We start from the raw sequence: 17,816 nt of genomic DNA on the forward strand, positions 1-17,816 counted from the left end.
CCTGACCCAGATCAAATGCCTTCGCTGCGACGGCTCCCGTCAAACGGCGGCAATCAGCGCATCTCGACATGCCCGCTGTGCCCAGCCTCCCGCCGATCCGGGTGCCGGGGTGGCAGCCCGCCCGTGGCCATGACATGGCGGAAACACCGCACAGCGCGCAGCAGTTGCAGGCCGAGCCAGACGTTGGCAGCCGCAAACAGCACGCCACCGGGCCAAGCCAGCCATCGCGGCGCCAGTGGCAGCGCCAGCAGCAGGACATAGGCAAGCAGCAGCAAGTTGGCTTGCCAGCGCTGCTGCCCGGGTGAAATCATCGCTTGCATGGCGGGGATCCGGGCCGGCAGTGGCAACCGGCGGCGCAAATGCAGCCAGATCAGGAAAGGCACGATCTTGCCAGTCATCGCCGTTACCGGCAGCACCCCGCATCCGACCAGCACGGCGCATCCTATCCACCACGGGATCGCGACGGCCGTTGGCAGGGCGATGGCCGCCAGTGACAACGCCACCGCGCCCAGGGCGCTCGCGCAGGCGGCAACCCAAAGACGCCAGCCGGGATCGTGGCGGCGCCGCGCACGCAGCATGCCGCCCAATCCGAATGCCGAGAGTGTCCCCAGGAGCAGCAGAAGAGGCGCCGCGCCGGCGCCGGCGCGCTGCGGCAGATCGATCACCGCGCCGCTATAGCCCAGCAAGAGCAACCAGATTCCCCAGGGCAGGAAGCGCTCCAGGCCGGCAGGCAGGCGCCTGGTCTGCCAGAACATCGGCACCACCGTGGTCGCGACACCGGTCGCGAGCGTGGCCAGCCAGCCAACCAGCCCCCAGGCGACATGCAGTTGCAGCAGCGGCCCCAGCGCTAGCTGCCATTGCCCGCCAAGCACGCCGGCCAGTGCCGCGCCGGTCGTGACCGTCGCGATCAGCGCCGCGCCTATGCCTGCCAGGGTGCGCGTGGTGGCGTCCACGGCAACCACGCGCGTGCCCGCCCGCAGCAATGCCAGTCCGACCAGGCTGAGAAAAGGTGCCCCCAGCATGATGGCCACGCGAAAGCCGAGTGGCCGGCCAGCAAGGAATCCACCTGCCAGCGCGAGCGCGGTGCTCCCTCCTATCAACGCGACCCAGGGTGCCAGTCCGGCAGTCCCGCGTATGCGCACCCCGGCGACCACCGGCATCATCTGGAACAGTGCCCCCAGCATGACGGGAACCAGCATCCCCAATGCGAGCAGATGGACCGCCGCCAGCACGGTCGGGGAAAACCGGGATGGCAGGCCGTCCGCGGAGCCGAAGGCCAGCAGCAAACCCGCGGCGGCGCCAAGCCATGGCGCCGGCAGCAGGCAGCCAAGGACCACCGATGGCCGGGGAGCATTCTCGTATTTCAGGTGCGCGGCCTTCATGCTCGCTGCCGTGCCGCAAGATGCTGCCGGGATAAGGGATGTGGCGCACAGGGGTCCTCGCAGATATCGGAAGGGGAAAGTGGTCTCGGCATCGTGTCAATCTCCGCGCTTAGGCAAGTGGGGGGGCAGCGACTGCCCTGCCCTCGCTGTCAATCTTGGCGCAGCCATGCTAGCCGCCAAAGACCGGCGCTGTCCTTGATCGCGGTAAAGCGTTGCACTACTGGTGAAGGGGCGAAGGGGCGAAGGGGCGAAGGCCGCCAGCGGACCATCACCGCGCCTGCTTGCGCTATCTCAAAAAGGCGCGCCGCGCTTCGGGCGATACTTGAAACTAGACCAGTCTGTCCGCGCATGGCCGAACCCGGCAGCGGGCGATTAGCGATGGCCTGGCCAGGCCAACCCGGAGCGCGACAATGTTTTCTCCCATCGCCAGGCTTCCTGGCTTCGATTCACCGATTGAGATGCTGCTGGCCTGCCACGACAAGGTGCGGCGCTTCGCCGGCCTTTGCCCCAGGCTGGAACAGCATGCGGCGCTGCACGGCGCGGATGAAGAGGCACGAGCCGCCGCCACCAGCGTGCTGAGGTACTTCCAGCTGGCTGCGCCGCTGCACCACGCGGACGAGGAGGAGGACCTGTTTCCCGCACTGCGCGAGCTGGGTGATGCCAGCTTGACTGCGCGTATTGACGAGCTCGATGCCGAGCATGGGCACCTGGGCGAGCTGTGGTACTGCGTGCAGCCCTGGCTGGAGGCGATGTCGCAAGGGGCAAGGCACCCTGCCCCGCCAGAGCTCGGCGCGTTCGCCACCCTCTATCCCGAGCACGCATCGCGGGAGGAGCGCGAGGTTTATCCCGCAGCCGTCCGGCTGTCGCCCGATCGCCTTGCCGGAATTGGCCAGCGCATGGCGCAAAGAAGAGGCGCCCGCTAGTGACCGCGCGCGGGCATCCGTGCGTCACGTCACTGGCGGCGAAGCTTGCCAGCCAAGGCGGGATGACTTGATCTGCCACAAGATCCGCTTGGCCCTGGCGTGGAATCCTAGCGGCTACGAGCCTGTCGTAGCGCTCCGGATACGCCACCATGCCGCCGCCCCGCGCGGCCGGTTTGCCCTGGAGGCCTGCTCCGATGGATTGACCGATGCAACTACCGCCACTGAGGCATGCCATGCGCCACAAACTTAACCTCGATGGACTGCTTGGCAGCTTGCCGCTGTTCCGGAACCTCGATACAACCCAGTTGGCCGAGCTTGCGGGTTCCTGCCATGAGGTCAGAGTCCCCAAGCACAGCCATGTCTTCCGGCGCGGCGACGCGGCTCCGGGTTTATATGTTGTTGCTGTTGGCCAGATCAAGCTGGCCCTGCCGTCGGCGCACGGCAATCCCGAGAAAGTCGTCGAGTTCTTTGGCCCCGGCGAGGCATTTGGGGAGGCCGTCATGTTTCTCGACCGCCCCTACCTGGTGGATGCCCAGGCGCTTGAAGACACGCTGCTTATCCTGCTCGACAAAGAAGATATATTCGCCGCCATCGATCGCGACCCGTCCTTTGCGCGCCGCATGCTTGCCGGGCTGTCGATGCGTCTGCATGCCCTGGTGCAGGATATCGAGACGGTGAACCTGCACAACTCGCAGCAAAGGGTGATCGGCTACCTGCTGAACGGGCCACGCGAGGGTAACCTGACGCGATTTGCCGTCAACAAGAACCTGATCGCCTCCAAGCTGGGGCTGTCGCCGGCGACGCTCTCGCGCACCCTGCAGCGGCTCAGCGAAGCTACCCTGATCAGCGTGGCCGGCCCCGAAGTCTTGATTCACGATATCCAGGCGCTTCAGCGCCGGTTTGCCGGAGGCTAAACGCCTCTTGGCGGCGTCGAACCCGAAGCGGAATCCATACGATGCGCCTTACCACCATGACCGACTACGCGCTACGGCTGCTGATCTACGTGGCGCGACATCCAGACCGGATGTGTACCAACAGCGAGATCGCGCAGGCTTACGGCATCTCCAGGGCGCACTTGGTCAAGGTGACGCACAAGCTGAGCCGCCAAGGGTGGATCGCGACCGTGCGCGGCAGAGGCGGTGGCATGCAACTGTCGTCCGGGCCAGGGAGCATCAATCTAGGCGACGTGGTTCGTAGCGTGGAGCCGGATTTCGATCTGGTTGCCGGCCTGGCCGACGGCAGCGCCCGCAAGTTCGCGAGCGACGAGCATCTTTGCTGCGTCATGGATGGCGCTCGCAGGAGCTTCCTGCAGCATCTTGAAAGCTATACCCTCGCCGACGTGCTGGCGCGGGCGTTCCCGGCCGCGTCTGGCGGCACGATCAGGGCTGCCGGGAACGCGGCGCCGCGCGGACTCGCCATGCCCGCGCCGCGGCGGCCATGACGGCAATGACGCCAATGAAGACCAGGATGGCAGCAACGTTGCCGCTCGCCGCCACGGCCTTGACTGCCGGCAACTGGTGGCCAAGGCTCAGCCGTGCGGCCAGCGAAAGGTGCAGCATGGCAAGCGGCACATAGAAACTGTTGCCGAACCGCAGCTTGATGCGCGTGATCGCCGGCAGGATGACAGGCGCATGTGCCATCACCATGCTGACGATGAAGCCCAGTCCCAGCGCATGGAGCGCCGCGTCGCGCCAGGGCCACCCCGCCGCGGTGCCCGCCCACGCCACGCCAGCCACCAGCAGCCAGCCGTAGCCCAGCAGCAAGCAGACCGCCATGTAGCGGCTCAGTCCGGGGCTGCGCACCGTACGGCGCGCAATGTCGAACAGTGCCAGCCAGGCGGCAAGCAACGCCAGCGATGCGCCATACACGACACCCCCGATCCTTCCCGCGTTCCCTTCCAGCGCCGAGCCGGCCGCGCCCAGCACAAGCGCCGCCAGAATGGCAAGCAAGGCCGCTTGCACGCCGGGTCGGCGGCGCATCAGGCGCGTCATTTCAAGCCGCTCGGCGGCCACCGTGACAACCAGGAAAATAAAGTACCAGGCGTTGACCGAGGCCAGCCAGCGGCCTGAGGCCAGCCCCGCGCTGCCGGCCAGCCAGGCGGCCGAGGCAACCAGCAGCAAGGCGGTATGGGCAGCCGGCTGGCGCCGCAGCACCGCCACGTTGACGCCCACGAACACCAGCGCACCCGCCGCCATGGCCCACGCGCCCGCGGCAGGAAATCCCGCCATCATCAGCAGCGCGCCCAGCCCCGACGCCACCGGCGCGGCGAAGGCGGCGGGACGGCCGAGCGCCACCGCGCGCTCGATGCCGATGACCGTGCCGAAGAAGCCGCCAGTCATCAACGCACCGTGGAATAACAGCGCTTGCCAAGGCAGCTTGTAGCCGTCTGCCCCGGGCAGCGCCACGCCGGCGCGCAACAGACCGCCGAGCATGCCCGCGAGCAACGCGGTGACGGCCAGCAGCAGCACCGCCAGCCGAGGCCAGGTCTTGCGCTGGCGCCCTTGCGCGCTACGCGCGGCCACGCTCACCATCCCATGGCGTGCTTCGCGCTGGCGCTCATGCGCTCCGGCGTCCATGGGGGCTCCCAGCATAATTCCAGTTCGATCGAGTACCCGAGCGGCATCACGCCTTCAAGCTCGAGCTGGACGTCGTCCAGGATCATGTCGGCCACCGGGCATGCGGCGGACGTCATGGTCATCGAGACATGGACTGTGCCCTCCGATACGGTGACGGCGTAGATCAGGCCAACGTCAAGGATGCTTAGCGCTAGTTCCGGATCCACCACGCGGCGCAGGGCATCCCTGATCGGCATGTGCCACGCCTCTGGACCCTGGTAGTCGAACCTGTCCGTCGCGTTCGAACTTTGTCTGGTGAGCATGCTGGCCTCCTTGCGCATTCCCGTTGGTTTCCTGTTGGTTTCCAGTTGGTTTCCTGTTGGTTTCCAGTTGGTTTCCTGTCACGCGTCATCCCATCGTAGTACGGATCACGCTGGCTGCGTGGCCCCTGCCCGCCGATCGATTGACATAGCGCAATGCCGACGTTTCCGTCACGCCTTGCGCAGCGTGAAACTGCTGAAGTGCGATGCCAGCCTGTCGATATCGCGGCGGTCAAGCGAGGCGCTCGCGCCGCTGCCGCGGCACGCCTGCAACGCCCAGTGCGTCACGCCAAGCGCGGCGATCCTTTGCGCCAGCGCATGCAGCTCGGCGATATCGAACAGGCCGGCGTGCCAGGTGGTGCGGCACTCGCCCGCCACGCCGCTGGCAAGCCACCGGCGCAGCGATTCCCAAGCCCTCTCCCCGCTGCCCGGCACCCCTGTGATGGCGTCATAGCGATGCAGGGGTGCCTTGAGATCGAGGCCGATCCAGTCCAGCCGGGGCAGGATGGCGGCCAGGCGCTCGGGGTACATGCCGGCGGTGTGCAGCGCAACCTCGAAGCCCCTGGCCCGCACGCCCGCAATGGCGCCGGCCAGGGCCGCTTGCAGCGTTGGCTCGCCCCCGGAAAACACCACGCCGTCGAGCAGGCCCTGCCGGGTTTGCAGGAAGGCCAGCACGTCCGTCCAGGCGATGGCGGACGGTGCGCCGGCGTCCAGCAGGTCCTGGTTGTGGCAATAGCCGCACCGCCAGGGACAGCCCTGGCAGAACACGACGGCGGCCAGGCGGCCGGGAAAATCGATCGTGGTCAGCGGCGTCATGCCGCCAACGCGCAACGTGGCCGAGTCGTGCCGGCGCCGGGCCGCCGCCGCGCGTACGTCAGGCGTCGGTGGCATGGGGCTGCGTGAAGAAGCGCCGCTCGCGGTGCTCGCCCTGCTTGCCGGTATTGAAGCTGGAGACCGGCCGGTGGTAGCCCATCACGCGGGTCCAGACCTCGCAGGGTTGGCGCTCCTCGTCGCGCAGCACGGCGCTGCAAGATTGGGATGGCGTGGATGGCGAGGATTGAAATTGAAATTGGTGAGTCATCAGATTTACTCCGTCTTGAGAGTGGGTTGAAAAAACTAGGGCACGAGAAGAACGGCTGATCCTGGTCAGGCGGCGAGCTGGTCTCGTTTGCGTGCAAGGATCTCTTCATCGCAGCGCGGGCAGAACGGATGCTCGCCGGCGAGGTAGCCGTGCGTGGGGCAGATCGAGAACGTCGGCGTCACCGTGATGTACGGCAGGCGAAAGCGCGTCAGCGCGCGCCGCACCAGTTCGCGGCAGGCCTCGCCGCTGGACAGGCGCTCGCCCATATACAGATGCAGCACCGTGCCGCCGGTGTACCTGGACTGCAAGACCTGTTGCCGCGCCAGCGCCTCGAAGGGGTCGTCGGTCCATCCCACCGGCAGTTGCGAAGAGTTTGTGTAGTAGGGCTGCGCCGCCGTGCCGGCCTGGCGGATCTCCGGCCAGCGCTTGCGGTCTTCGCGGGCAAAGCGGTATGTCGCCCCCTCGGCCGGCGTGGCTTCGAGATTGTAGAGATGGCCGGTTTCCTGCTGGAAGGCCACGATGCGCTCGCGCACGTGTTCCAGCAGGCGCAGCGCGAAGGCATGGCCCCATTCCGAGGTGATGTCGCGCCGGTCAGCGGTGAAGTTGCGGATCATCTCGTTGATGCCGTTCACGCCCAGCGTTGAAAAATGATTGCGCAAGGTGCCGAGGTAACGCTTCGAATAGGGGAACAGGCCCTGATCCATCAGCCGCTGGATCAGCTTGCGCTTGTTCTCCAGGCTCTCTTTGCCCAGTTCAAGCAGACGGTCCAGCGCGCGCAGCAGCGCCGCTTCGTCGCCGGCATGCAGGTAGCCCAGGCGTGCGCAATTGACGGTGACCACGCCCACGCTGCCGGTCTGCTCGGCACTGCCGAACAGGCCGTTGCCGCGCTTGAGCAGCTCGCGCAGGTCCAGCTGGAGCCGGCAGCACATGGAGCGCACCATATTTGGCTCCAGCTCCGAGTTGATGAAATTCTGGAAGTACGGCAGCCCGTACCTCGCCGTCATCTCGAACAGCCGCGTGGCATTCTCCGATTCCCACGGAAAGTCGCGCGTGATGTTGTAGGTCGGGATGGGGAAGGTAAACACCCTGCCCTTGGCATCGCCCGCCGTCATCACCTCGATATAGGCGCGGTTGATCAGGTCCATCTCTTCCTGCAATTCGCCGTAGGTGAACGGCATCTCCTGGCCGCCGATGACCGGCACCTGTTCGCGCAGGTCATCGGGACAGGTCCAGTCGAAGGTCAGGTTGGTAAAAGGCGTTTGCGTGCCCCAGCGCGACGGCACATTCAGGTTGTAGATCAGCTCCTGGATGCACTGGCGCACCTGGGCGTAGGACATGGCGTCCTTGCGCACGAATGGCGCCATATACGTGTCGAACGACGAGAACGCCTGCGCACCGGCCCATTCGTTCTGCAGCGTGCCGAGAAAATTGACGATCTGCCCCACGGCGGACGACATGCGCCTGGCCGGCCCCGCTTCCACCTTGCCCGGCACGCCGTTGAAACCCTCATGCAGCAGCGTGCGAAGCGACCAGCCGGCACAGTAGCCGCTGAGCATGTCGAGATCGTGGATATGGATATCGCCGTTGCGGTGGGCCTCGCCGATTTCCGGCGCGTAGACATGGGACAGCCAGTAATTGGCGGTCACCTTGCCCGCCACGTTCAGGATCAGCCCGCCCAGCGAGTAGCCCTGGTTGGCATTGGCATTGACGCGCCAGTCCGCCTTGCTCAGGTATTCGTTGATCGATGCCTCCACGTCGACCAGGGCCTTGCGGTCCTGGCGCAACCGGGCGTGCTGGCCACGATAGGCAATAAACGCGCGCGCCGTGTTCGCGTAGTTGGCGGCAATCAGCACCTGCTCGGCCACATCCTGAATCTGCTCGACACCGGGTGTCTGGTCATGGAAGCGGTGCGCCAGGACCCTGCACACCTGCTCGGCCAGGCTGGCTGCCTGCGCTTCGCCGAATTCGCCGGCCGCGGCGCCAGCGCGGCGCAATGCGGACCGGATGCGCTCGACGGCGAAAGCGGTTCTTTCTCCATCGCGCTTGACGACCTCCCCGGGCAGGCTGGCAACGACGGCTTCCGTACTGTGTTCCATATCTTCTCCCAACAGCATTCACATTCACATTCACACTAAATGTGGGATAGAGCGTACCGGGCAAACACTATATGTAGATTGACGGCGGGCAAGCGTATGCCATCTTTTCCGGTCTTTTCCAGTCTTTGCCGGCGGCACGGGAGTCCGCGCCGCCGGACTGGCTTCAGCGCGTAGTGCCCTCCCGGTAGATCGCCGGGTCTGCCTTGCCGGCGACATCCAGCACGCCGACCAGGCCCTTGCCGGCACGGGACAGCGCATGGTCCACCAGCAGGTAGCTGCCGGGGTACTGCACTTTCAGCTCGACGATCGTGGCGCCGCCGGGCGGCACCAGAGTGGTCTGCACATCGTGCTTGATGCTGCTCAGCGAGCCCTCGCTGTAGACCGTATCGAATACCTCGCCGATCACGTGGAACGATGACACCTTGTTGGGACCGCCCACGCCGAAATAGATGCGCACCGTCTCACCGACGTTGGCAAGCAGCTTGTGGGTCTTGGACAGCGAGCCGACCGCGCCATTGAAGACGTAGTAATCCGGCAGCTCGGCGGCCATCTTTTCGAGATCGGCTTCCTGGTGCACGGGCGCGCCATGCGGCCGCGTGGTGTACATCTCGCCCTGCATCACGTAGTACTCGCGATCGACCTTCGGCAGGCCACCCTCGGGCTCGACCAGGATCATGCCGTACATGCCCGCCGCGATGTGCTGAGGCACCAGCGGCGTCGCGCAGTGGTAGACGTACAAGCCCGGATTGAGCGTCTTGAAGGTGATCGTCTTCTCCTGCCCCGGCGCCACCTGCGTATGCGCGCCGCCGCCGTGCCCGCCGGTGACCGCGTGCAGGTCGATGGAGTGGATCATCTTGCTGTCGCGGGCATTGGCCAGCGTCAGCTCGATGGTGTCGCCTACCTTGGCGCGCAGCATCGGCCCGGGCACCTTGCGGTCGAAGGTCCAGTAGGTGAATGAGGTGCCATCGTCGAGATGCCCGGCCAGCTCGACCGTCTCCATGCGGTACTTCAGTGTCTGCGGGGCGCGCGCGCCGATGGGCGCGGGCACGGCGGCGGGATCGCCCGCGACGCTGACGGCGGCCGGGTCGGGTGCGCGCGGCGACGCTGCCGCCACGGTGTACAGGGCAGTGGCCGAGCGGCCGGCCTCGCCCTGCGCCGAGGCGGGCGTGCTGGCCGTGCCGCTGACCTCGAACACGCCTTCCATGCCGATCTGCCGGTGGCCGGCCACGGTGCAGATGTAGGCGAACTTGCCCGGCTGCGTCACGGTAAAGCGCAATGTCGCCGGGCCAGTGGCGGCGCTGAAACGCTTGGATGCGACGTTCAGCCCGGGAATGGCGAGGTCATGTTCGGCACCCTCGCCGCTGGCGATGGAGATCTCCACCGTATCGCCGACTTCCGCGCGCAGCAACGGGTTGACCTTGCCCGCATGATCGACGAACACCATCTTGCCGTCGACGATATTGGTTTGCAGGGCATAGCGCTTCACGCCGGCCTGGGCGGCGCCGGCCGGCTCATGCTGGCCAGGCGCCTGCCCGGGTGCGGCCGCCAGGCCGCCCGTGGACAGTGTGCCCGCCAGCACCGCGGCGGCAATGGAAATGGAAACGGGAGAGAAGAAGCGGCGTGTTTTCATGATGATGTTGTTCTTGTTGTTGACTTCAACCAAAGCGGGTTGCCGCGGCAGGTCCGCCGCAACCCGCTGCCTGCTTACTGTTGCGCCGCGTTCAGGCGCCCTTCCGGCGCGCTCAGCGCCGGTGCCTTGCCGGCGAGGCCCAGTACCACTTGCAGCGCCATCGAGAGCGCGCCGGCGATGAACACCACGTCGCCGAAGGTGCGCACCCAGCGCAGCGTCTGCAGGATGGGCTGCTGCATGAAGGCCTCGCTGCGCGCATACCACAGCCCCTGGCTGACGCTGGCGTGGAACTGGATGATGCCGATGGGCAGCAGGCTGGTGCCGATCATCAGGACCAGGCCCGCGTTGAGCCCCCAGAACGCTGTCTTCATCAAGCCTTGGTTCAGCGCGTAGGCAGGCCGTATATAGCGCAGCACCAGCAGCGTGAAGCCCAGCGCCAGGAAGCCGTAGACGCCGAACAGCGCGGCATGGGCATGCACCGGTGTGGTGTTCAGGCCCTGCACGTAGTACAGCGAGATCGGCGGGTTGATCATGAAGCCGAATACGCCGGCGCCCAGCATGTTCCAGAACGCCACGGCGACGAAGCACATCACCGGCCACTTCAGGCTGGCCATCCACGGTGCGCGGTCCTTCAGGCGCCAGTTCTCCCAGGCTTCGTGGCCCAGCACGATCAGCGGTACGACTTCAAGCGCGCTGAAGCTGGCGCCCACCGCCATCACCGGCGTCGTGGTGCCGGCGAAGTAGAGATGGTGGAAGGTGCCAGGCAAGCCGCCCAGCATGAACAGCGACGCCGAGGCCAGGCTGGCCGCCGTGGCCATCGGCCGCGACACCAGGCCGAGCGTGGAGAAGATAAAGGCCAGCGCCGTGGTGGCGAACACTTCAAAGAAGCCCTCGACCCACAGGTGCACGACCCACCAGCGCCAGTACTCCATCACCGACAGGTTGGTGCGCTCGCCGTAGAACAGGCCGGCCCCGTAGAACAGGCCGATGGCCACCACCGAGGATGTCAGCAAGGCCAGCAGGTTCTTGTCGCCGCCCGGCGTGCGCAGCGCCGGCGCGATGGCGCGCAGCATCAACACCAGCCAGAACAGGATGCCGGCGAACTTGCCGATCTGCCACAGGCGGCCCAGGTCGACGTACTCGTAGCCTTGATGCCCCAGCCAGAAGTTCAGGTTCTCGGGCATGACCTGCGCGATCGCCAGGTAGTTGCCGGTAAACGAGCCCACCACGACCACCACCAAGGCCCAGAACAGCACGTCCACGCCAAGCTTCTGGTACTTCGGGTCCTTGCCGCCGTTGATGAGCGGCGCCAGGAACAGGCCGGCGGCCAGGAAGCCGGTGGCGATCCAGAACAGCGCGCTCTGGATGTGCCAGGTGCGCATCAGCGTGTACGGGAACCACTTCGACAGCTCAAGGCCGTAGAACTTCTGCCCTTCCACCGTGTAGTGGGCCGTCAGGCCGCCGATCAGCACCTGGAACACGAACAGCGCCACCACCAGGAACAGGTATTTGCCCAATGCGCGTTGCGACGGCGTGAGCGCGAACGCCGTGAGCGGGTCGCGCGCGGCCACGGCGGGCGGTGCCTCTTCGTGTCCGCGCAGGAATGACCAGGCCCATACCAGGAAGCCAACCCCCGCGAGCAGCACCACCACGCTGGCGATGGACCAGATGATGTTCTCGCTGGTGGGCTGGTTGCCGATCAGCGGCTCGTGCGGCCAGTTATTGGTGTAGGTGGCGGTGAGGCCGGGGCGCTCGGTGGCGGCAGCCCATGCGGTCCAGAAGAAGAAGTGCGTCAGCTTCACCCGGCGTTCGGCGCTGGGCAGCGTGTTCTCCTTCATGGCGAAGCTCTCGCGGCTCTTGCGCAGCTCCGGCGCGTCGGAGAACAGCCGTTCGTAGTAAGCGGCGGTGGCGGCAATGGCTTGCGCTCGGCGCCTGGAGACGGTGAGCACGCCGCTGTCCTCGTCGGCGCGGTTGCCACGGTACTCGGCGCGGAGCTGCTCGCGCAGCGCGGCCTGGGTTGGCCCGTCGAGCGCGGCATAGGTGCGGGCGTAGGTATCGCGCGCGGCCAGGTCGAGCCAGGCGGTCAGCTCGCGGTGCAGCCAGTCGGCGGTCCAGTCCGGCGCCTGGTAGGCGCCGTGGCCCCAGATGGAGCCGAGCTGCATGCCGCCGACGGATTGCCATGCGGTCTGGCCGTCGAGGATATCGTCCTTGCTGAACAGGGCCTTGCCGTCAGCGGTCGCGACTTGCAGCGGAATCGGCGGCGCCTTGCGGTAGACCTCGGTGCCGTAGTAGCCAAGCAGCGAAAAGGTGACCGCCACGACGGCGATCAGGGTGAACCAGAGTCTTTTGTATTGTCCCATGATGGGTCTCGCTGTGATGCGTGTGCCTGTCGCGGCGGGATCAGGCGTGGGCCGGAGCGGCTTGCTCAGCGTTGTCGAACAGGATGTTGTTCTCGAGATGGATGTGTTCCATCAGGTCTTCGCGCAAGGTGCGCAGCCCGAGGTACAGCGCGCGCCAAGTGTTGCACGCGGCGCGGGGCAAGGTAATGTCGTTGGTCAAGGCATTGAGCTGTTGCAGCGCCTGCCCGTGCTCGTCGTGCTCCATGCGCATGACCGAGATGGGGCCACCCGCCATGTTGCCGAGCTCGCGTGCAAGCAGCGGGAACAGGACCTGCTCTTCCTTTTGCATATGGCTCTCCAGCTCCTGCTGCATGACCCCGAGGTGGTCCGCCAGGCCAAGCGGGCAATCCTCGCGGTCGCCATGCACCTGCTCCACCCGGCGCGCCAGGCGGATCAGCTCGGGCAGTTGCTGGCGATGGACCTCGTGGTAACGCGCGAGGATATGGGCGATCAGGTCGGCCGCGGACGCGGTGCCCCAGTCGCGGCCGTCGCGCTGCGCCTGGGCTTGCAGCAATAGCAGGCGTGCCTCGATCGCCTGCGCATCCAGGCCCGCTGCTTGCGCAGCCTCGCCCAGGCTCTGCTTGCCGCCGCAGCAGAAATCCAGCTGGTAGTCGTGAAACACGCGGGTGGCGCCTGGGATCTTGCGGGCAAGCTGGCCCAGCGATTGTTCAGTCATGCTCATGATGTTCTCCTTTGTAAGGGGTGCATCACTCACATAGCGAAACCCGTGCCCGAAAAATTCATGCAAAGAATCAATGGCTTATTTTTTTGAGGGTATTATTTACCCTTACCGAATAAGGGTGAAAAATACCCAACAGGGTTTAATTGACCATGATGGAAAATCTCTTGCTGACGGACCTCGTTGCCGATCTTCCGCAGGCAGTGCGGCTGCAGCGGCTGGTCAGCAGCCTGCGTGCCCACTTCCGCTGCGGCGCCGTCGCGCTCCTGCAACTGGAAGCGGATCAACTGCGGCCGGTGGCGATCGACGGACTGGTGCGCGATGCCCTCGGGCGGCGTTTCGCGGTGGGACTCCATCCACGGCTGGCCGCTATCCTGGCCAGGCGCGGCGTGACCTGCTTCCACCATGACAGCGTGCTGCCCGACCCCTACGACGGGCTGATCGACGAGCACGTGGGCGAGCCCCTGCCGGTGCACGACTGCATGGGCACGAGCCTGCATGTGGAAGGCCAGCCGTGGGGCGTGCTGACGCTCGACGCGCTGGCCGTCGGCACCTTTGGCGAAGCGGCGCAGGCCGATTTGCGGCAGTTGACGGTAGTCGTCGAGGCGGCGATCCGCACGACACGGCTGGAAGCCGAGATCCGCGCGCTGCGGCTCACGCGCGGCGAAGCCCCGCTGGGCGACGCAGCCCGCGACGATGGCGAGATCATCGGCCAGAGCGAAGCAATCAGCCGCTTGCTGCATGAGCTGACGGTGGTGGCCGACTCGGAGCTCCCGGTGCTGCTGCTGGGTGAAACCGGCGTGGGCAAGGAACTCTTCGCGCACCGGCTGCACCGGCTCTCGCGGCGGCGCGCGCAACCGCTGATCCATGTCAATTGCGCCGCCCTGCCGGAATCGCTGGCCGAGAGCGAACTGTTCGGGCACGCCAAGGGCGCGTTCTCGGGCGCGGTGGGCGAACGGCCGGGCCGCTTCGAAGCGGCCGACGGCGGCACGCTGTTCCTTGACGAGGTGGGCGAGCTGCCGCTCTCGATCCAGGCCAAGCTGCTGCGCACCTTGCAGAACGGCGAAATCCAGCGCCTGGGTTCCGACCGCCCTCGCCGCGTCGACGTGCGCATCATCGCGGCCACCAACCGCAGCCTGCGCGATCACGTGCGCGACGGGTCGTTTCGCGCCGACCTATATCACCGGCTCTCGGTCTACCCGATCCCGATTCCGCCGCTGCGCGAGCGCGGCAACGACGTGCTGCTGCTGGCGGGCCGGATGCTGGAACTCAATCGCGCCCGGCTCGGCCTGCGCAGCCTGCGCTTGTCCGCCGCCGCGGAAGCCGCCCTGCGCCGCTACCCTTGGCCGGGCAATGTGCGCGAGCTGGAGCATGTCATCAGCCGGGCGGCGCTCAAGACCGTCAGCCGCGGCGCGAACCGCAACGACATCGTCACCCTGGAGGCGGAACGCCTCGATCTCGACGGGCTGGACCCGGCGCCGGCCGGTGCCGCAGCCCCGCCCCCAAGCGCCGAGCCGGTTGCGTTCGCCCCTGCGGCAGCCACCTTGCGCGAGGCGATGGACCAATGCCAGCGGCACTGCATCGAGCAGGCACTGGCCACGCGGGGCGGCAACTGGGCACAGGCCGCCCGCCAGTTGGGCGTGGACGCGAGCAACCTGCACAAGCTTGCCCGCCGGCTCGGCATCAAGCATGACGACAGGGCGCACCGCATAGCGGGCTGAACGTACCTGTCACTCCGCCTGGCGCCCTCTTCCACGGCGCCAGGCCTGCCCCGAGCGGGCACCCCCTCCCCATTGGAACTAGCTCCACCGGCACCTGCACATGTGCTGCCGGCGAATGGTCAATTGCGGTCGCGCTCTCTACGCTGGGAGCCGATCGTCATTGTTGACACAGGAGCATGGCCATGGCCACCCAACCCCTCCCGCATGAGCCGGTGCCACGCCGCGCCTATGCGGTGCTGGCGTCCAGCACCTTCGCCTTCACCATCTGCTTTGCCATATGGATGATGTTTGCGGTGCTGGGCATTCCCATCAAGCAGCAGCTCGGCCTGTCTGAAACCCAGTTCGGCCTGCTGGCCGCCACGCCCGTGCTCAGCGGCGCGCTGATCCGCCTGCCGCTGGGCATCTGGACCGACCGCTACGGCGGCCGCATCGTCTTCTTTGTGCTGATGCTGGCCACGGTCATTCCGATCTGGATGATCTCGCACGCCACCACGCTCCCGCAGTTGCTCATCCTGGGCTTGTTCGTGGGCCTGGCGGGCGGTTCGTTCTCGGTGGGCACGCCCTATGTGGCGCGGTGGTTCCCGCGCTCCCGCCAGGGCCTGGCCATGGGCATCTTCGGCGCGGGCAACTCCGGCTCGGCCCTGACCAAGTTCGTGGCGCCGGCGCTGATCGTTGCCGCCGGCGGCAGCTGGACCGTGGTGCCGCGCGTGTATGCGATCGCCATGCTGGTCACGGCGGTGTTGTTCTGGGTGTGCTCGTCCAGCGATCCCGCCCACCGCGCCACGTCCTCGGCCAGCCTGCGCGCCCAGCTCGCCATGCTGCGCGACCCGCGCGTGTGGCGCTACTCGCAGTATTACTCGGTGGTGTTCGGCGGCTATGTCGGCCTGTCGCTGTGGATGACCAAGTACTACATCGGCGAGTATGGCTTTGACATCAAGATCGCCGCCCTGCTGGCGGCCTGCTTCTCGCTGCCGGGCGGCGTGCTGCGCGCCATCGGCGGCTGGATCTCCGACCGCTACGGCGCGCACCGCACCACCTGGTGGGTGATGTGGGTGTGCTGGGTGGCGTTCTTCCTCCTCAGCTATCCGCAGACCGATTTCATCATCCACACGGCGCGCGGCCCGCAGGCTTTCCATATCGGCCTGTCGGCGCTGCCGTTCACCGCGCTGCTATTTATCGTCGGCATTGCCATGGCGGTGGGCAAGGCCTCGGTGTTCAAGTTCATCGCCAACGATTTCGGCCACAACCTCGGCGCCGTGTCCGGCGTGGTGGGGCTGGCCGGCGGCCTGGGCGGCTTCATCCTGCCGGTGCTGTTCGGCCTGCTGGCGGACCTGACCGGCGTGCGCAGCAGCTGCTTCATGCTGCTGTACGGCACCGTTTGCGTGAGCCTGGTGTGGATGCACTACAGCCAGCGCGGCAAGGGCGCGGGCGCCGGCCAGCGCGCGCTGGCGGCGCAGCCGGCCTGAACCGGCGTTGCTCCTCCCCGATTTCCCGATTCCTCATTCCTCCTTCCGTCACATAGGACATTGTCATGTCTAGCTCCGTACTAACCCGCTGGGAGCCCGAAAGCGCGACCTTCTGGCGCACCCATGGCGAGCGCATCGCCTACCGCAACCTGTGGATCTCGATCCTCGCCCTGATGCTCGCCTTCGCGATCTGGATGCTGTGGAGCGTGGTGGCGGTCAACCTGGACCGCGCTGGCTTCCGCTTCAGCAAGAACCAGCTGTTCTGGCTCACCGCGCTGCCCGCGCTCTCGGGCGCCACGCTGCGCATCTTCTACGCCTTCCTGGTGCCGATCTTCGGCGGCCGCCGGTTCACGGCCATCTCCACCGCCACGCTGCTGGTGCCGGCACTCGGCATGGGGTTCGCGCTGCGCGACCCAACCACGAGCTATCCCACCTTGCTGGTGCTGGCGCTGCTGTGCGGATTCGGCGGCGCCAACTTCAGTTCCTCGATGTCCAATATCAGCTTCTTCTTCCCCAAGGCCAAGAAGGGCCTGGCGACGGGGCTCAATGCCGGCATCGGCAACCTGGGCGTGTCGGTGGTGCAGTTCCTCACCCCGCTGGTGGTCTCCGTGGGGCTGTTCGGTGCCTTTGGCGGCGATGCCCAGACCTACCAGGCCGGCGAAGTCAGCAGGAGCCTGTGGCTGCAGAACGCCGGCTTTATCTGGGTGCCGTTCATCCTGGCCGCCACCCTCGCCGCGTGGTTCGGCATGAACGACATCGCCGATGCGCGCGCCTCGTTCGCCGACCAGGCGGTGATCTTCAAGCGCAAGCACAACTGGCTGATGTGCTGGCTGTACGTGGGCACCTTCGGCTCGTTTATCGGCTTCTCGGCCGGGTTCGCGCTGCTCACCAAGTCGCAGTTTCCCGGCGTCAACCCTACCGCCTATGCCTTCCTCGGGCCACTGGTGGGCGCGCTGATGCGCCCGGTGGGCGGCTGGGTGTCGGACAAGCTGGGCGGAGCCCGGGTCACGCTATGGAGCTTCGTGGCGATGATTGCCGCCGTGTTCGGCGTGCTGGCCACGCTGCCGCATGACGGCGCCGGCGGCAGCTTCCAGGGCTTCCTGGCCGCGTTCGTGGTGCTGTTCGCGCTGACCGGCATCGGCAATGGCTCGACCTTCCGCATGATCCCGGTGATCTTCCTGACCGAGCGCCAGCGCGCCGCGCGCGGCAAGGACGCCGCGGCGCAAAAGCAGGCGCTGCTGGACGCCGGCAAGGAATCGGCCGCGGTGCTGGGTTTTTCCGGCGCCATCGGCGCCTACGGCGGCTTTTTCATTCCCAAGAGCTTCGGCACCTCGCTGGAGCTGACCGGCTCGGCGGACGCGGCGCTGTACTGCTTTGTCGTCTTCTACGTGAGCTGCGTGCTGGTGACCTGGTGGTACTACGCGCGCAAGAACGCGCCCATGCCTTGCTGAACGGCGCCGGCCGGCCTAGCCCGAGCGCATCGCACCCTACTCCTCCACCAGCGAATGGGCACGGCCGGGCCCTGCCCATAAGCTTGGAACATCCCTGGACCGATTGCCCAACG

15 protein-coding genes are annotated in these 17,816 nt (G+C 66.6%); 6 read left to right on the forward strand and 9 right to left on the reverse strand.

The genetic code is table 11. The features are described 5' to 3' along the window. Positions 1-53 precede the first annotated feature (53 nt). Positions 54-1,382: a hypothetical protein gene (locus ACX12D_RS09920; RefSeq protein WP_459373881.1), complete on the reverse strand. Its 1,329-nt coding sequence runs from the start codon at positions 1,380-1,382 to the stop codon at positions 54-56. A 410-nt stretch (positions 1,383-1,792) separates the two neighbouring features. On the opposite strand from ACX12D_RS09920, the gene ACX12D_RS09925 reads away from it, so the two are divergent. The 3 genes from ACX12D_RS09925 (at position 1,793) to ACX12D_RS09935 (ending at position 3,746) form a co-directional block, all read left to right on the forward strand. Further along, a complete protein-coding gene (locus tag ACX12D_RS09925) occupies positions 1,793-2,305 on the forward strand; it encodes a hemerythrin domain-containing protein (RefSeq protein WP_459373882.1) in 513 nt (170 codons plus the stop codon). Between the two features lie 233 nt (positions 2,306-2,538). After that, entirely contained in the window at positions 2,539-3,219 is a 681-nt protein-coding gene (locus tag ACX12D_RS09930; RefSeq protein WP_459373883.1) for a Crp/Fnr family transcriptional regulator, read from the forward strand. 56 nt (positions 3,220-3,275) lie between these two features. Next, a complete protein-coding gene (locus tag ACX12D_RS09935) occupies positions 3,276-3,746 on the forward strand; it encodes an RrF2 family transcriptional regulator (protein WP_459373884.1) in 471 nt (156 codons plus the stop codon). Here ACX12D_RS09935 and ACX12D_RS09940 read toward each other — a convergent pair. From ACX12D_RS09940 to ytfE, 8 genes are all read right to left on the reverse strand, one after another. Then, positions 3,685-4,881 carry a hypothetical protein gene (locus ACX12D_RS09940; protein ID WP_459373885.1) on the reverse strand — a complete coding sequence of 399 codons (1,197 nt, stop codon included), beginning with the start codon at positions 4,879-4,881 and terminating at the stop codon, positions 3,685-3,687. The genes ACX12D_RS09935 and ACX12D_RS09940 overlap by 62 nt on opposite strands. Beyond that, positions 4,830-5,183 (reverse strand): metal-sulfur cluster assembly factor, encoded by a 354-nt coding sequence (locus tag ACX12D_RS09945; RefSeq protein ID WP_459373886.1) that lies wholly within the window; start codon positions 5,181-5,183, stop codon positions 4,830-4,832. Before ACX12D_RS09945 ends, ACX12D_RS09940 begins: the two co-directional genes overlap by 52 nt. Positions 5,184-5,351: 168 nt before the next feature. Then, on the reverse strand, positions 5,352-6,071 hold the full coding sequence (locus ACX12D_RS09950; protein WP_459373887.1) for an anaerobic ribonucleoside-triphosphate reductase activating protein: 720 nt from the start codon (positions 6,069-6,071) through the stop codon (positions 5,352-5,354). Next, positions 6,055-6,261 (reverse strand): anaerobic ribonucleoside-triphosphate reductase, encoded by a 207-nt coding sequence (gene nrdD / locus ACX12D_RS09955; protein WP_459373888.1) that lies wholly within the window; start codon positions 6,259-6,261, stop codon positions 6,055-6,057. The genes ACX12D_RS09950 and nrdD overlap by 17 nt, the downstream gene beginning before the upstream one ends. A gap of 65 nt (positions 6,262-6,326) precedes the next feature. After that, positions 6,327-8,357 (reverse strand): ribonucleoside triphosphate reductase, encoded by a 2,031-nt coding sequence (locus ACX12D_RS09960; protein WP_459373889.1) that lies wholly within the window; start codon positions 8,355-8,357, stop codon positions 6,327-6,329. 163 nt (positions 8,358-8,520) lie between these two features. Beyond that, positions 8,521-9,987, reverse strand: a complete 1,467-nt coding sequence (gene nirK / locus ACX12D_RS09965) for a copper-containing nitrite reductase (RefSeq protein WP_459373890.1) — start codon at positions 9,985-9,987, stop codon at positions 8,521-8,523. A gap of 74 nt (positions 9,988-10,061) precedes the next feature. Then, positions 10,062-12,347, reverse strand: a complete 2,286-nt coding sequence (locus tag ACX12D_RS09970) for a nitric-oxide reductase large subunit (RefSeq protein WP_459370985.1) — start codon at positions 12,345-12,347, stop codon at positions 10,062-10,064. A gap of 40 nt (positions 12,348-12,387) precedes the next feature. After that, positions 12,388-13,068, reverse strand: a complete 681-nt coding sequence (gene ytfE, locus ACX12D_RS09975) for an iron-sulfur cluster repair protein YtfE (protein WP_441639962.1) — start codon at positions 13,066-13,068, stop codon at positions 12,388-12,390. A 149-nt stretch (positions 13,069-13,217) separates the two neighbouring features. Here ytfE and norR point away from each other — a divergent pair, with 149 nt between their 5' ends. The 3 genes from norR to ACX12D_RS09990 all read left to right on the forward strand — a co-directional run bounded on the left by norR (position 13,218) and on the right by ACX12D_RS09990 (position 17,703). After that, the gene (norR, locus tag ACX12D_RS09980) at positions 13,218-14,786 is read left to right on the forward strand and encodes a nitric oxide reductase transcriptional regulator NorR (protein WP_459370986.1); all 1,569 of its coding nucleotides are present in this window, start codon (positions 13,218-13,220) and stop codon (positions 14,784-14,786) included. Between the two features lie 182 nt (positions 14,787-14,968). Then, positions 14,969-16,252, forward strand: a complete 1,284-nt coding sequence (locus ACX12D_RS09985; RefSeq protein ID WP_459370987.1) for an MFS transporter — start codon at positions 14,969-14,971, stop codon at positions 16,250-16,252. Between the two features lie 65 nt (positions 16,253-16,317). Next, complete coding sequence (locus ACX12D_RS09990) at positions 16,318-17,703, forward strand: NarK family nitrate/nitrite MFS transporter (RefSeq protein ID WP_459370988.1); 1,386 nt, start codon at positions 16,318-16,320, stop codon at positions 17,701-17,703. Positions 17,704-17,816: the final 113 nt, after the last annotated feature.

The sequence above is a fragment of the Cupriavidus sp. PET2-C1 genome, from assembly GCF_054515855.1.

Coding starts and splice junctions, on each gene's coding strand:
- nirK (WP_459373890.1), bottom strand. CDS start 9,987: ATGAAAACACGCCGCTTCTTCTCTCCCGTTTCCATTTCCATTGCCGCC.
- ACX12D_RS09960 (WP_459373889.1), bottom strand. CDS start 8,357: ATGGAACACAGTACGGAAGCCGTCGTTGCCAGCCTGCCCGGGGAGGTC.
- ACX12D_RS09945 (WP_459373886.1), bottom strand. CDS start 5,183: ATGCTCACCAGACAAAGTTCGAACGCGACGGACAGGTTCGACTACCAG.
- ACX12D_RS09970 (WP_459370985.1), bottom strand. CDS start 12,347: ATGGGACAATACAAAAGACTCTGGTTCACCCTGATCGCCGTCGTGGCG.
- ytfE (WP_441639962.1), bottom strand. CDS start 13,068: ATGAGCATGACTGAACAATCGCTGGGCCAGCTTGCCCGCAAGATCCCA.
- ACX12D_RS09935 (WP_459373884.1), top strand. CDS start 3,276: ATGACCGACTACGCGCTACGGCTGCTGATCTACGTGGCGCGACATCCA.
- ACX12D_RS09925 (WP_459373882.1), top strand. CDS start 1,793: ATGTTTTCTCCCATCGCCAGGCTTCCTGGCTTCGATTCACCGATTGAG.
- ACX12D_RS09990 (WP_459370988.1), top strand. CDS start 16,318: ATGTCTAGCTCCGTACTAACCCGCTGGGAGCCCGAAAGCGCGACCTTC.
- ACX12D_RS09930 (WP_459373883.1), top strand. CDS start 2,539: ATGCGCCACAAACTTAACCTCGATGGACTGCTTGGCAGCTTGCCGCTG.
- ACX12D_RS09920 (WP_459373881.1), bottom strand. CDS start 1,382: ATGAAGGCCGCGCACCTGAAATACGAGAATGCTCCCCGGCCATCGGTG.
- ACX12D_RS09940 (WP_459373885.1), bottom strand. CDS start 4,881: ATGGACGCCGGAGCGCATGAGCGCCAGCGCGAAGCACGCCATGGGATG.
- norR (WP_459370986.1), top strand. CDS start 13,218: ATGATGGAAAATCTCTTGCTGACGGACCTCGTTGCCGATCTTCCGCAG.
- nrdD (WP_459373888.1), bottom strand. CDS start 6,261: ATGACTCACCAATTTCAATTTCAATCCTCGCCATCCACGCCATCCCAA.
- ACX12D_RS09985 (WP_459370987.1), top strand. CDS start 14,969: ATGGCCACCCAACCCCTCCCGCATGAGCCGGTGCCACGCCGCGCCTAT.
- ACX12D_RS09950 (WP_459373887.1), bottom strand. CDS start 6,071: ATGCCACCGACGCCTGACGTACGCGCGGCGGCGGCCCGGCGCCGGCAC.